The following is a 14,283-nucleotide window of genomic DNA, read 5'->3' as shown; positions in this document are numbered from 1 at the left end:
ATTATCGCTCACCTCTTTGACCAATCGCTCGAATTACTAAAATAAACAGGAATGAAATAACAAGTAAAATCATTGCTAACGTCCATAGCGCATTGTTCCAAGCTGTTCCGTTCAATGTATTCGTCATATCCATTGTTAGAATACCAGTTAACGTTGCTGTTGGACTATATATTCCTTCCGGTAATTTAATCGTGTTCCCGATTACCATTTGAACCGCTAACGCTTCACCAAAAGCACGCGCTAACCCTAAAACTATACCTGTTAAAATTCCTTGTTTTGCAGCAGGAACAATAATTCGGCTAATCGCTTGCCATTTCGTCGATCCTAGACCGTAAGAAGCTTCCAAGTAATCAAACGGAACAGAGCGTATCGCATCAGAGGCAATACTAGCAATAGTAGGTAAAATCATAATACTCAGGACAATAATACCCGCAATTAAACTAAAGCCCACTCCACCGAACGAATCACGTAATAGAGGAACCAAAATCGTAACCCCTAATAATCCGTATACAACTGATGGAATACCGACTAATAATTCTAAAACAGGCTTTAATACTTTATTCCCAAACTTCGGCGAAATTAAATTCATGAATATAGCAAGAGCTATAGCAATTGGTGCACTAATGACAACAGCACCTAACGACACAAGTGTCGAACCGACAATAAAGATTACAGCACCATACGTACCTTGATCAGCATTTGGATTCCATTTTGTCGAAGTTAACACCTCAGAAAACGAGATACCACTTTGCGTGAAAGATTGAATTCCTTTGCCGCAAATAAACGCAATAATAGCTAATGTAATAAAAACAATAAAGATACCGCAAAACGTAACAAGTGATCTACCTATATATTCACTCTTTACGTAATTAATTTGTTTTTTCCCCTTCATCACAGGACAGACCCCACTTCATAGATTGCATTGAACAGGACTGGCCTTGCAGCCAGCCCCATAAAATTTTATTACTTATTTAATTTAGACATTGGAATGTAACCCATATCTTCTACTTGTTTTTCAAAGTCTTTACCTTTTACATAGTCGATGTAAGCCTTAGTTGCTTCCTTCGCCTCACCTTTCGTTACCATGTACTCGTAAGACCAGAATGGATATTTACCAGCAGAAATATTTTCAACTTTCGGTTCAGATCCATCAATTTTAACCGTTTGTAACGCACCTTTTTTCTCACCAACCATGTAAGACATCGCTAAGTAACTAACTGAACCTGGAGTAGAGTTAATCGCTTGCTCTACAGCACCATTAGAATCTTGTGTTGTACCAGTTCCATCATTAATTTTCGCGTCTTTCATCACTGTCTTTTCAAAAGTAGCACGTGTACCAGATGAAGCTGGTCGGTTAATTACATTGATTTTTTCATCTTTTCCGCCTACTTCTTTCCAGTTCGTTACTTTTCCAGTGAAGATATCTTGCACTTGTTTTACTGTTAAGTTATCAACTTTTACATCTTTATTTACGACAAGTGCGAATGCGATACCCGCAACTTTGTTATCTACTAATTCTTTTGCTTTTTCAGCATCTTTTATTTTATCTCCAGCTGGAACATCTGAGTTACCAATTTGTACCGCACCAGATGCTACTTGGTTAATCCCAGTTCCACTACCGCCACCTTGAACTTGAATAGAAACTTTTGAATTTTTCTCCATGAATTTCTTTCCAGCTTCCTCCGCAAGAGGTTGAAGAGCTGTAGAGCCAGCCGCTGCAATCGTACCTGATAATTCTTGTTTTGCATCGCTACCTTTAGCAGCTTCCTTATTATCCGTACTTTCTGCTTTTCCACATCCAACTAATGCACCTGCAACAACTAAAGCCGCTAAAGAAAATTTAATACCCTTTTTCATAACCATGTCTTGTACCCCCATTTGGATTATCACTTTTCGAATTCATTTTCTTTCGAACACAAATTCATTGTAGGACAACAATATTATGTGAGTGTTAAGCAATTTTTAAGTTTAAGTAAATAGAGATAACATCCCATAAAAGCTAGACATTCCAACATTTACAGTTGAAAAAGCCAACAAAACCCACACTAAACACGCAGTATTGTAAATTTATTCTTAACAATGTAAATCCAATGTAAATATTTTTCTTTATTTTGCCCTTTAAGTTAAAACTATATTTACAAATCCACTATATTTTTAAAACTTTACACTCTTACTTTATTTACATTAAGAAGAATTCCAGTAATATTTTTCGGTACAACTCAATAAATTGGAACAATTCTAAAAATAATTGAATATTTTTAAAGTACTAATTGACAGCATCATTAAATGTAGTCTACTATATTAGTATCAAAAAGTTTACCCAAGGAAACTTTTTAAACTTAAACTAACAATATAGAGATGAGGTAACTTTTATGGTATCGGCTAATACAAAACCACTTTCTGAATTTAAAACAGGAGAGTTTGTACAAATTGAGAAGATACAATTAGAAGGAACTATGAAACGACGTTTATTAGATTTAGGCTTTTTTCCTGGAGCGACAATTAAAGTATTACAACGCAGCCCACTTGGAGACCCAGTTGCTTATCAAGTAAGCAACACAACTATTGCACTGCGTAGTGAAGAAAGCTCCCTTATTTTCGGGGTATTAATAGGAGATGATTTCAGATGAGTAACCACCGCATTGCGTTAGCTGGTAACCCGAATACCGGAAAAAGTACATTATTTAATACTTTAACAGGCTTAAAACAACATACTGGAAACTGGACGGGGAAAACTGTTTTAAAGGCTGAAGGGGAATATAAGCACGGCGGAAATATATATACAATAATAGATTTACCTGGAACTTACTCACTATATTCAAATTCGGCAGATGAAGAAGTAGCACGAGATTATATTATATTTGAAAAGCCAGAAGTAACTGTAGTTGTTATAGATGCAACGGCAATGGAAAGAAATTTAAATTTAGCACTCCAAGTGATGGAAATGACAAACGATGTGGTCATTTGTATTAACTTAATTGATGAAGCGGAGAAAAAAGGAATCATTATTGACGAAAAGAAATTAGCAAAATCCCTCGGTGTACCTGTAGTGAAGATTTCTGCTCGCAACCGAGTAGGCATTGGTCATTTGCTAAATGTCATCGCTAAAGTAGCAAATAAAAAACTAATTCCAACACCAATTAAAATTACTTATAACGATAAAATCGAAAATATGATTCAGGAATTAGAACCACAAATTTATAAAGTGTTCGGTGATACGTATCCAGCACGTTGGATTGCATTACGTATATTAGATGGAGATAAGAATTTCTTAACTACACTTCAAAAACACCATAACGAACCACTTGTAAGGGAGGTTGTAATCAATGGAATCTCACTCAGCCAGTAAAGCTCTTCCGCTGGACTATATTGTTCAACATGCACAAACACTTTCAAAAGAAGATATACGAGATGATATTGTCGGAGATATTTATCGAACCTCCGCAAGTATATGTAAAGAAGCTGTTCAATATACAAATACCGATAAATTGTATCGTTCTGAAAAACTAGATAAAATTTTCACATCTCCAATCTGGGGATTCCCAATTATGCTCGGTATTTTATCTATTATTTTTTATCTTACAATTGCAGGCGCTAACGTACCTTCTGATATGATCGCTAAGTTCTTTGGCTGGGTAGAAGGATATTTAACATCTTGGTTCCAAGCAATGCATGCACCAGAATGGCTACATGGCATTTTAATACTTGGTTTATTCCGCGGTATCGGTGCTGTTATTAGCGTTATGTTACCACCTATGGCAATCTTTTTCCCTATGTTCGCGCTATTAGAAAACTACGGATATTTACCACGTGTCGCATTTAACATGGACCGCTTATTCAAACGATCTGGTGCACATGGCAAGCAATCTTTAACAATGGCAATGGGATTCGGTTGTAATGCAGCTGCCATCATGTCAACACGTATTATTGAATCACCACGTGAACGTATGCTTGCAATCTTAACAAACAACTTCGTTCCTTGTAACGGTCGCTGGCCTATGTTAATTTTAATGGCTTCATTATTTATGGCTGCTGGTTATACAGGTAGTATGCAAACACTTGTTACTGCTGGCGTTGTAGTTGGAATGGTTGTAATTGGTGTCATTATGACATTAACCGTTTCTTGGGTACTATCAAAAACAGCTTTAAAAGGTGTTCCGACTCACTACACACTTGAGTTACCACCGTACCGTAAGCCAAAAGTTTGGAATACAATTGTACGCGCAACACTCGATAAATCAATATATGTTTTAAAACGAGCTGTAGTTGTAGCTGCCCCTGCAGCTGCATTAACTTGGTTACTTGCTAATATTTTCATCGGTGACACAAGCTTACTTATGTATTTTGTAAACTTCCTAGATCCATTTGCTAAAATGTTAGGACTTGACGGATTTATTCTAGCAGCGTTTATTCTTGGACTACCAGCTAATGAAATTGTTATTCCGATTTTATTAATGTCTTACTTATCAACTGGTGCTTTAACTGAAATAGATGATTTTAATCAAATTAAAAATCTATTCTTAGAACACGGTTGGACTTGGTTAACCGCGTTAAACACAATGTTGTTCTCTCTTCTTCATTTCCCATGTGGAACAACACTAGTTAACATATATAAAGAAACAAAAAGTGCAAAATGGACATTCTTATCGTTCGCAATCCCTACTGTTATTGCCATTGTTGTTACATTCCTCTCTACACAATTGGTACATTGGTTAGGACTTGTATAAAAAACAAAGCATACATAGAAGGTATCCCCCTTCACATATGCTTTGCGCAAAAGAAACCTGAAATTATTCAGGTTTCTTTTTTTCTTTCCACGGCTGCGCTCCATACGTTGTAATTTTTTTATGAATGAAGTATATGGCTCCCGGAAGAACCGCCATTAATATCGTGCAACTAATTCCCAATCCAGTAAACAACTTACATCACCTTATTTCACTCTCTTCGGTAAAGCTGAACCTGAATGTGCAATCGTTGGATGAACATGAACAGTAATTTCAGCATTACTAAAGTATTTTTCACCTTGATCCCAATTCTTATCTATCTTCTTCCACTCTTTATAATTATGTCGCTTATATACTTCCCCTAATGCTAATACATCTACCTTATATTTTTTTTGAACAAGCTTAATCGATTTTTGGATGCGTTTCTCCATTTCCTCCGAAATATCCTTCTCTAAACGCTTTTCATTCAAAACCTTTTTATGATCACTAAAGTGCAACTCGGCCAATGTACCTTCCAGAGATAAGTGAATATTAAACTTTGGTTTTGTGGCATCCGTTGTAGATACTTTAATTTTTCGATGCAGCTTATGAATTTCATATGTAATAAGTTGATTCTTTTTACGGATAGTAAAAAAACCTCCAATTTTTTTACCTATTATATAATTCATTCCTAACGTTTCTTCCCCATTCAAAATGCCTACACACTTATTATCCTTCCCGCGAAACAACGCCGCTCCGTTCATTTGTACCCCTTGTTTTGTTAGTTCGAGAATAGGTAATACGAAACTCTGGTTAGAAATCATCTTTTCCTGTACTTCACCAATTCTTGCAGCCTCAATCATTTGGGCATTTTTCGGAGGATGTTCAGCTAACATATCGATATACTGCGCTGGCAAATTTTCAGGCTTGGCACTCTGCTTTAAAATAGCTTCTGCATTTTTCTTAGAAACGAACAAACGAATATTTCTTCTCATTTCATGATCGCGAATATATACATCTAACGTATTTTGTAAAACATATGGATTCGCTAGTAAATCTTTAGAAAAAATTATCACTTGTATATGCGGAAAGAATAATGAGCGACTAATTTTTTTAGCGATAATTCGTATTTGCTCAAAGACACTATCTGCTTTCGCACTAACATTAATATAATTTTCGCTATCTCCATCCCCTTGTCCACCTTGTTGCGACAATTTACTTGGGAGCACCATCTGATACGTCCCTTTCATAATTGGATTCGATTGTTTTTCCTTCACGATATCGTAAGCCGCCCCTACTACAAATCCCCTTTCTTCTATCTCCTCCAGCTCAGAGCACCCACTAATAGATCCAGCTAAAAACATAATTATTATAATTTTAAGAAGGTGTTTCATTGCCACCATTCCTTCTTTTTATTTTATATACAATAAAAACTAGCAAAGGTGCTGACACAACAAACCCCATATCTATCCAAGCTAAATAAGTCCCATAACTTGATAAATCATTCGAATTGCCAGGTATCATATTCACCATAAAAATAATAGGAGCACTCACAAAAATAAATACGTGTTTCTTCACTTTTGGAAACATAGCACAAAACAATAAAGATGCGACGTCATAATACATTGCTGTAGTGTTATAAATAGTAATAATCCAAGTGGTAAAAAAAATCGCATCAAATCTCTCTAAAAATCCTCCACCAATTTCAATTTCTTTCCCTAGTTCAATTGTTGGAAATGTCAATCCACGTGTTGTCATATACGAAAAAACACTAATACAAGTTACATAAATTAAAATGTATGACAAAACGTTTACTATCACCGCTTTTGCAACTGCCATTGGCGCTTTTTTCGCTGTCTTATCGTTCAACATCACGGCATAAAACAGAGCTACCTCAAATCCGATAAATGTGAAAATAGAATTTTTAACTCCTACAGCATATTGACTGACGTCCGTTTGAAAAGCCGGTAGTAAATTATCTATTTCCATTAAGTTCACATTCAATAAAGAAAGCAGTACGATTGCAATTAAAACGATAGGTAAGAATAAAACGTTTAACCTTAATAGAGCCGCTCTCGACCCCGCTATTCCATAAATAACAACTAATAGGAAAAAGAACGACAATAGTTGTACTGGTGTATCACTAAACAAATACGTTTGTGAAATAATTGCAATCATTCGCGATTCATATGCTGTCAAAGCAGCAAACGTTAATACTAAAATGCTACTAATTGTGTATGCAACAGGCTTCGTCAAATGTGCACTCGTATATTGAACAAAGTTTTGTTTTGGGAATAAAATAGCTACCCTCGTTACAAACCAACCTAAAATTGCACATATTAATCCACCCAAAAGCAAAATAATCCAACCGTCCGAAAATAAAGTTTGCGTAGCAATATCTCGCGGCATAGATAATGCACCTATACCGATAATTGTTGACGATACCGCAAAACCAAGTTCCCGAGATCCAATTTCTTCATCCCCATATTCAAATGGCTTCAATTACTCTCGCTCCTTTGGACGTATTGTAGAATCTTTCGTTTGTAAGTACTCTGGTCTTTCTTTCAACATTGATTTTGGCAAGCGGATCATTTCTTCTTCCCAATCTTTATAAAATGCAGGAGCAATAGGCGTTGTATATGGCACCCCAACACTCTTTAAATTCGTAATATGAATCGCAAGTGCAATAAGAGCTAAAATGATTCCGTACAATCCAAAAGCAGTCGCCGCTAACACAAAGACAAAAAGTAAAATCCGGAACGTAATTGTAATGCTATATACAGGCAGTGAAAATGTAGCAATTGCGGTAACCGCAATAATAATTACTAAAAACGGATTTACAATCCCCGCATTTACTGCCGCTTCTCCAATTACAAGACCGCCTACGATGCCAATTGTTTGTCCCATCGGTTTCGGAAGCCTAATCCCGGCTTCTCGTATTAATTCCATCGTTAATGCCATCATTAACGTTTCTATATAAGCAGGAAACGGTACTCCTTCTCTCGCTCCCGCAATGGAATAAGCTAGTTTAGATGGAATAAGCCCTTGATGATACGATACAAGCGCTACGTACATGGCAGGTAATAAAACAGCAGCGATACCTGATCCCATACGTAACATTCTTAATAACGTTCCAATTATCCAACGCTCATAATGATCTTCTACAGATTGAAAAATATCAACAAACACTAGTGGAGCTATAAGAGCAAATGGTGACCCATCTACTAAAATGGCCGCTTTCCCTTTCGCCAATGCAGCCACTATATTATCTGGTCTTTCTGTATTTAAAAACTGCGGAAACGGCGATAAATTATTATCTTGAATTAATTGCTCAATCGTTCCTGTCTCAAAAATGACATCTGTCACTATTGATTGAAGACGCCGATCTAGCTCGTTTACGATGTAAGGGTTAATAATATCCTCTATATATACTAGGGTTACTTCTTTCTGCGATCGTTTCCCCATAATATAAGATTGAAACCGTAACTTCGGATCACGTAAACCACGGCGAATTAGCATTTTGTTCACATTAATATCTTCATTTAATCCAACTCTCGGTCCACGTATTAAATCTTCTGTCACTGGAGGCTCTAGACTTCTTTTCTCCCAAGCTCTACTATTAACAACAATAGCCGTTTGAATATTATCAATTAATATAACTGTATCTCCCGCTAAAATCGCATTTATAATATCAGGAAACGTTGTTTTCATACCAACTTCTGCGATAGAAATAAAACAATCTAATAACGTTTGAACAATAGCTGCTTCTTTTTGTATTTCTTCATATTGAAGCGTACGAACTACATATTTATAAACATTATCCTTATCTGTTAACCCACATAAAAAAATAACAGCACAGCGGGTTAAACTACCAGCAAGAGCAACTTCTCTAATTGTTAAATCATTAGGTGAACCTAACTCATCTCTAATTTCCTTCATAACTTCAAACAAGTTACCTTTTAGCTCTAACAATTTCCCCACCTAACTTCCTTTTCAACAAGTTTTTAGTTAGATTCCGCTAATAGAAGAAAATATATACAAAAAAGAGCTATCTCTTTTCGAAGATAGCTCTAACATACGAATTACTTTTCTACTATTATATTGTCGGTCTTTACAGATACATTTCTTGTGAATCCACTAACGATAAACATCACAATCATATTCATTAACAATGCGACTACACCTACATTTAAATCTTTTATATATTGCGGAAAACTCGGAAACATCGTAGCTATAGTTGAACCAGATAAGGTAATATATGCGACAATTAACAACCCAATCCCCATTCCTGCAATCGCTCCTTGCTTCGTAATAATTTGACGTGGAAACAAACTACATACAAGTGCAGGGAAAAGTTGCGTAACTATACTGTACCCCATTAAAAGAAGAGCCCCTATCGTTTCTCCCCCTTTAAATGTAAACAATACTGCAACAAGCGTTACAACAGGTACAAATAACTTAGCTACTTTTGCAACTTGTCTATCTGAAGCAGATGGCACCATTGTTCGGTAAATATTTTTTGCTAACAACGTAGATGCCGCCATAACAAGCATGGAACCTGGAACTAATGCCGTTAACACTCCTGCACTACCAATAATACCAATAAACCATGGATCAAACGTTTGAAGAGCCAGACGGAATAATGAAAGATCTACATCCGCTCCCTTTAACCCTGGAACTTGCAAGATAGCAGCAAAACCTGCAAAGAACACAAAAAGCAAAACTAAAGAATAGAGAGGCATAATTGCTGCATTTTTCCTAAATACTTTTTCACTTTTCGCTGAGAAAGCTGAGGCAAATGTATGAGGCCACATATAAAAACCGAGAGCCGTTAATATAATAGTAGAAACAAACCAAGAAATACTCATTCCCTTTTCAGGTAAAGATAAAAAACCTGGTTTTGCAGCTTCTACAGCTTCAAACATCGGTTGAAATCCTCCGTAATAGTGATACGGTAAATATATACCTAAAAACATAACGATAAATAGTATCATAATGTCCTTCAAAGCAGCTGTCCAAGCCGATCCATGTATACCTGAAACCATTACATAAATAGTTATAACAATAGCACCAATCCATACCGCAATAACAGGTGTCACTCTTCCATAGGAAGCTTCCGAAACGATAATTCCTAATCCCTTTAATTGCAAAACAAGATACGGGATAATCGAAATAACACCAATAATTGAAACAATTACCCCAAGCGTCTTACTCCTGTATTTCTTCGCAAAGAAATCTGATTGTGAAATGAGGTTATGTTCTTTTGCATACTTCCAAATTGGAGGCAATAAGAAATACGATAAAATATAAGCTAATGCACCATACCCTAAAATATAAAATGTAGGAGCTCCTTTACTATAAGCCCAGCCACTTCCTCCTAAAAATGTGAACGTCGTATAAATTTCCCCTGCCATAAGGAGAAAAACGAAAATAGTTCCAAATCCTCTTCCTCCAACTGACCATTGTTCTAAATTCATATCTTTTCCATGTTGTGCCCGAATTCCTAAAAATAGTGCGAGAAACAAAAATATAATAATGATAAATAATGCAGTCATTTTACGTCCCCCTTATTAGCAGGATCGAATACGTACACAAGACCCATACAAAGAGACGTAATGAGCACTGATAATAGTACCCAAAATAATAAAAATGGCATCCCCCATACGTAAGGAGTGACCGAATTTGCAAATACTGGTCCAACTACTAAACAAAGAACTGGAATAAGTGCTAGCACGTGTATTTTTTTCATCTCATTCTCCTTTACTTATAAAATTCATAATGGATGATACAAAGACTTCCACTCCAATTGGTAATGCGTCTTCGTCAATTGTAAAACGAGGGTGATGATGCGGATATATAATTCCCTTCTCTTCATTTCCTGCCCCTATAAAAAAGAACGTCCCTGGTGCCTTTTGTAAAAATGCTGAAAAATCTTCCCCTGCCATCGTTGGCTGTAAACGAACAACTCTTTCTCTTCCATACAGCTGTAATGCTGTATGTTCAATAAGCTCTGTAACTTCATAATCGTTCACAACTGGGCGATATCCATATTCATAAGAAAATGTATACTTAGCACCGTAGGATTCTGTAATATGTTTTACAATCCTTTCAAGCTTCTTCTTTGTTTCTTCTCTTAATTCATGCCTTAAACTTCTCACTGTCCCTTCAACCTCCGCTTGTTCCGGGATAACATTATGAGTTGTCCCAGAATGAAATTGCGTAACAGATACTACGAGAGAATCTAACGGATTCGTGAGGCGAGATACAATTTGCTGAATTTGCGAAACTACTTGCGCACCAATGGCGATACTATCAACTGTTTCATGCGGAATTCCAGCATGCCCACCTTTTCCCTCTATCGTAATTTTAAAAACGTCCGGCGCCGCCATCGCAGGACCATAAATTACACCTACTTTTCCAACCTCTAATGACGCCCAAAGATGAGCACCAATAATGTAATCCACACCTGTCATCACTCCCGCTGCGACCATTTCCTCTGCACCGCCTGGAAAGTTTTCTTCTGCATGTTGAAATAAAAAGCGAATCTCTCCTTTAACTTTCTCTCTTTCCTCTACCAACTTATGTACTACACCAAGCAATATTGCCATGTGACCATCGTGACCACACGCATGCATCACACCTGGATATATAGAAATAAAATCAAACTTATTTTCTTCATGAATAGGAAGAGCATCCATATCAGCACGAACCGCGATAGTTTTACCAGGCTGCCTACCAATTAACCTTGCCATTACACTATATTTAGTAGGCCTTGAGACTTCTAAATACGGGATTTCCCGAAGTATGTCGAATACAAATTGAGATGTTTTTTCCTCTTGAAAAGATAACTCTGGATACTTATGAAAATGCCTTCTCCACTCAATCAACTGATTCTTTGATAAAACAAGTTCCTTTGCGACATCCATTTCTCTTCTCCCCTTCTTTACCAAGTTAAATGTTATTATAGCGTGAATCGTTAACTTCTGAAAGAATTTTCAGAATTTTCTATAATGAATATTCAAAAAGAAAAAGCCATCTCAAGATGACTTTTCATTTTATAAAATAGTAATTGCTTGTTTCCCCATTTGCTCCCATGCCTTTTCAAATTCAGCACGAGGAACAGCTTTTCGTGGATTGTTTGCAAGAGGATCATTTACGTATACAAAGTTTTGATCATATCCAATTACTACAACACTATGCTCATAATATGTAATTTTCACTTTACCTGAACTCGTATTCCATGTTTCAAAACTACTTTCGGCTAATGGTTTAAACGTTGTATTAATAATTACCCATACTGGAGAACCAGAACTAATTACTTTATATAGATCTTGCACGTCTCTACCCGTTAAATTAATTACTTTTTCAGGAACATACTTTTCTGCTAAATTAAAAATCGGTTGATTATATACACCGTATCCCGGCTCAGCTTTCGTGTAAATATTTCCAACGAATCCCTCATACGGATTTCCATGCAAACCATCTTGTTTAAATGGAACGCGATGAATTTCACTAGCAAGTTGCATCTTATCTACTTGTACACCTTTATGTTGTAGTAGCATAGTTAAACTTGTCACTTCACAACCTCTAGGTAATTCAGGTAACTGTCTAATAAACGGAACCTCTGTAATCATTGCACTTTCTTTCATCTCAGAGAAAAGGTCTAACCGAAATTCTTGTGCCTTTTTCATAATTTTATCTTTCTCGAAAAAGAACACGACAGCAAATATAATACCGAAAATAAAAATATATTTTAACTTTTTCATCATAAACCAAACTCCATTATATCAATTATTTTAAAGGCACAACTCCTATCATTGTACCTTTCTTCTTACTAGTTTGCTAGAAAGATTCTGTGAATTATTATTCACAAATACCTTTTTTAAAATTCCGATTGTTTGAAATAGAAAGAAAAAAATATATTTTTTTCAGAATTTTTTACTAAAAAACAAAATTATTAACCTAGTGAAAGAATCACGTTTCCTTCACTAGGTTAATAAACATTCTAAGGTATTTAGTCATAGTTAGTTTTTCCTTTACATACTCAGTTCACAACAAAATAAACCAAGTATGTTTTTCACCCCCACTAATGATTAAAAGCACCGAATAAAATCTAGTTAAAACATACAAAAAAATATGGGGGGAGGGACATATGAATCAACAAGTAGAACAAGCAGAATTAAAATACCGCACACCACTTTATCCAATAGTTCCAATCGTAGCTTTCTCACTCAATTTCCTTACATTTGTTAGTTTAGCTTTCATTCCAGATCAGAGAATTGCTCTTTATTGCTGGGTTCCATTTATGATCATTTGTTACATTTTATACCGAGTTAAAGTTTCGGAAAGTTGTCACATTTGAGCAAAAAAGAAATATAACTTAGGTAACAAACTGAATATATTAAAAATTCAGTATTTTTCCTTATGATAAGATAATTTTTTTCTATTTATTGGGTATGTTGGTATAACTTTATTTATCTTAAAATTCCCACAATCACGTTTTTATCTGGAAAATAGTTTACAATGTTATCAAGTTACAAATGATATTCACCTTAAAAAGCGTGCATTTGTGTCTATTTTTTAACAATATAACAAAAACTATTGCCATCTATAAATTAATAGGTTTATATTGTTTTATTGGCATAGTTTCAATCCAAGGAGAAAGGAGATTTTCAATCGTGCAACTAAAGAAAGCATTTTGGAAGTTGGCTTCGCTTCTTCCGTTATCATTACTTCTGTTCCTCGGTGGCTGTGATAAAAAACTCGCAGTATTAAATCCGCAAGGACCTGTTGCAAAAGCACAGTATGATTTAATTGTTTGGTCATTCTTGCTTATGTCATTAATTATCGCAATTGTATTCATCTTGTTTACAGTCATCTTGATTCGTTATCGTGAAAAACCAGAGAATATGGACTATGAGCCACCTGATCAACATGGTAACACATTATTAGAAATCATTTGGACAATTATTCCTGTTATTATCGTTATCGCATTATCGATTCCAACAGTTAAAGCAACTTATGCTTCGGAAGAGGTTCCGCAAGAGTCCAAACATATTAAACCAGTTGAAATTTATGTTACATCTGCAAACTGGAAATGGTTATTTAGTTACCCGGAGGAAAAAATTGAAACCGTTAACTATTTAAACATCCCAGCTGGTGTACCAATTCAATTTAAACTGACTTCTGTAGGTCCAATGAATGCTTTCTGGGTACCAGAACTTGGTGGTATGAAGTATACAATGGATGGCATGATCATGGACTTATATTTACAAGCTGACAAACCAGGTTCTTACCTAGGTCGTAGCTCGAACTTCTCTGGTGAAGGATTTACTCACATGGAATTCGAAGTTGAAGCAAAAACTAAAGAGAAATATGATAAGTGGGTAAAAGAAGTACAAGAAACTGCCCCTAAATTATCAGAAAAGAAATATAACGAAATTATTAAACCTGGTGTAGTGGGGCGTATGACGTTCTCTAGTCACCACTTAAGTTATGTAGATCCAAAATCACTTGAATATTGTGATTACAACTACTACAAAAACAAAAAATAATAGCTATTATTCCAACAGATTGGAGT

14 protein-coding genes and 1 pseudogene are annotated in these 14,283 nt (G+C 35.7%); 5 read left to right on the top strand and 10 right to left on the bottom strand.

Translation table 11 applies throughout. The annotated features are described in order from the left end of the window. Position 1: 1 nt before the first annotated feature. On the bottom strand, positions 2–892 hold the full coding sequence (gene pstC, locus NSQ69_RS03725; protein WP_002063837.1) for a phosphate ABC transporter permease subunit PstC: 891 nt from the start codon (positions 890–892) through the stop codon (positions 2–4). 71 nt (positions 893–963) lie between these two features. Then, positions 964–1,863 carry a phosphate ABC transporter substrate-binding protein PstS family protein gene (locus NSQ69_RS03720; RefSeq protein WP_000245113.1) on the bottom strand — a complete coding sequence of 300 codons (900 nt, stop codon included), beginning with the start codon at positions 1,861–1,863 and terminating at the stop codon, positions 964–966. A gap of 509 nt (positions 1,864–2,372) precedes the next feature. Here NSQ69_RS03720 and NSQ69_RS03715 point away from each other — a divergent pair. The 3 genes from NSQ69_RS03715 to NSQ69_RS03705 are packed head-to-tail and all read left to right on the top strand — an operon-like array spanning position 2,373 to position 4,727. Continuing rightward, complete coding sequence (locus tag NSQ69_RS03715) at positions 2,373–2,630, top strand: FeoA family protein (protein WP_002134462.1); 258 nt, start codon at positions 2,373–2,375, stop codon at positions 2,628–2,630. After that, positions 2,627–3,349 (top strand): FeoB small GTPase domain-containing protein, encoded by a 723-nt coding sequence (locus tag NSQ69_RS03710; protein ID WP_002063836.1) that lies wholly within the window; start codon positions 2,627–2,629, stop codon positions 3,347–3,349. The genes NSQ69_RS03715 and NSQ69_RS03710 overlap by 4 nt, the downstream gene beginning before the upstream one ends. Next, positions 3,327–4,727: a nucleoside recognition domain-containing protein gene (locus tag NSQ69_RS03705; protein ID WP_002125307.1), complete on the top strand. Its 1,401-nt coding sequence runs from the start codon at positions 3,327–3,329 to the stop codon at positions 4,725–4,727. The genes NSQ69_RS03710 and NSQ69_RS03705 overlap by 23 nt, the downstream gene beginning before the upstream one ends. A 63-nt stretch (positions 4,728–4,790) precedes the next feature. Here the strand turns inward: NSQ69_RS03705 and NSQ69_RS03700 are convergent, their stop codons facing one another. The 8 genes from NSQ69_RS03700 to NSQ69_RS03665 form a co-directional block, all read right to left on the bottom strand. Further along, entirely contained in the window at positions 4,791–4,919 is a 129-nt protein-coding gene (locus NSQ69_RS03700; RefSeq protein WP_002029830.1) for a hypothetical protein, read from the bottom strand. A gap of 11 nt (positions 4,920–4,930) precedes the next feature. Further along, a complete protein-coding gene (locus tag NSQ69_RS03695; protein WP_002186981.1) occupies positions 4,931–6,097 on the bottom strand; it encodes a Ger(x)C family spore germination protein in 1,167 nt (388 codons plus the stop codon). Beyond that, the gene (locus NSQ69_RS03690) at positions 6,081–7,205 is read right to left on the bottom strand and encodes an endospore germination permease (protein WP_002169135.1); all 1,125 of its coding nucleotides are present in this window, start codon (positions 7,203–7,205) and stop codon (positions 6,081–6,083) included. Before NSQ69_RS03690 ends, NSQ69_RS03695 begins: the two co-directional genes overlap by 17 nt. Continuing rightward, positions 7,206–8,684 carry a spore germination protein GerLA gene (gene gerLA / locus NSQ69_RS03685; protein ID WP_003187400.1) on the bottom strand — a complete coding sequence of 493 codons (1,479 nt, stop codon included), beginning with the start codon at positions 8,682–8,684 and terminating at the stop codon, positions 7,206–7,208. 101 nt (positions 8,685–8,785) lie between these two features. Next, on the bottom strand, positions 8,786–10,258 hold the full coding sequence (locus NSQ69_RS03680) for a sodium:solute symporter family protein (RefSeq protein WP_002186976.1): 1,473 nt from the start codon (positions 10,256–10,258) through the stop codon (positions 8,786–8,788). Then, the gene (locus NSQ69_RS03675; RefSeq protein ID WP_002029838.1) at positions 10,255–10,452 is read right to left on the bottom strand and encodes a DUF3311 domain-containing protein; all 198 of its coding nucleotides are present in this window, start codon (positions 10,450–10,452) and stop codon (positions 10,255–10,257) included. Before NSQ69_RS03675 ends, NSQ69_RS03680 begins: the two co-directional genes overlap by 4 nt. A 1-nt stretch (position 10,453) precedes the next feature. Beyond that, positions 10,454–11,629 carry an amidohydrolase gene (locus NSQ69_RS03670; RefSeq protein WP_002125300.1) on the bottom strand — a complete coding sequence of 392 codons (1,176 nt, stop codon included), beginning with the start codon at positions 11,627–11,629 and terminating at the stop codon, positions 10,454–10,456. Between the two features lie 129 nt (positions 11,630–11,758). Beyond that, positions 11,759–12,469 carry a C39 family peptidase gene (locus NSQ69_RS03665; RefSeq protein WP_033708232.1) on the bottom strand — a complete coding sequence of 237 codons (711 nt, stop codon included), beginning with the start codon at positions 12,467–12,469 and terminating at the stop codon, positions 11,759–11,761. 410 nt (positions 12,470–12,879) lie between these two features. Between NSQ69_RS03665 and NSQ69_RS03660 the strand changes: the two are divergent. Together NSQ69_RS03660 and NSQ69_RS03655 are read left to right on the top strand one after the other, a co-directional pair. Next, positions 12,880–13,087, top strand: a pseudogene (locus NSQ69_RS03660) (amino acid permease); the annotation flags it as partial. A 294-nt stretch (positions 13,088–13,381) separates the two neighbouring features. Continuing rightward, positions 13,382–14,257, top strand: coding sequence for a cytochrome aa3 quinol oxidase subunit II (locus NSQ69_RS03655; RefSeq protein ID WP_002010605.1), 876 nt, complete (start codon positions 13,382–13,384; stop codon positions 14,255–14,257). The last annotated feature ends 26 nt before the right edge of the window (positions 14,258–14,283 follow it).

Source organism: Bacillus sp. FSL R10-2201 (genome assembly GCF_038008665.1).
GTDB classification, from domain to species: Bacteria; Bacillota; Bacilli; order Bacillales; family Bacillaceae_G; genus Bacillus_A; species Bacillus_A mycoides.
The sequence above is the reverse complement of the archived record's forward strand: the minus strand, read 5'-3'. Positions and strand labels throughout refer to the sequence as shown.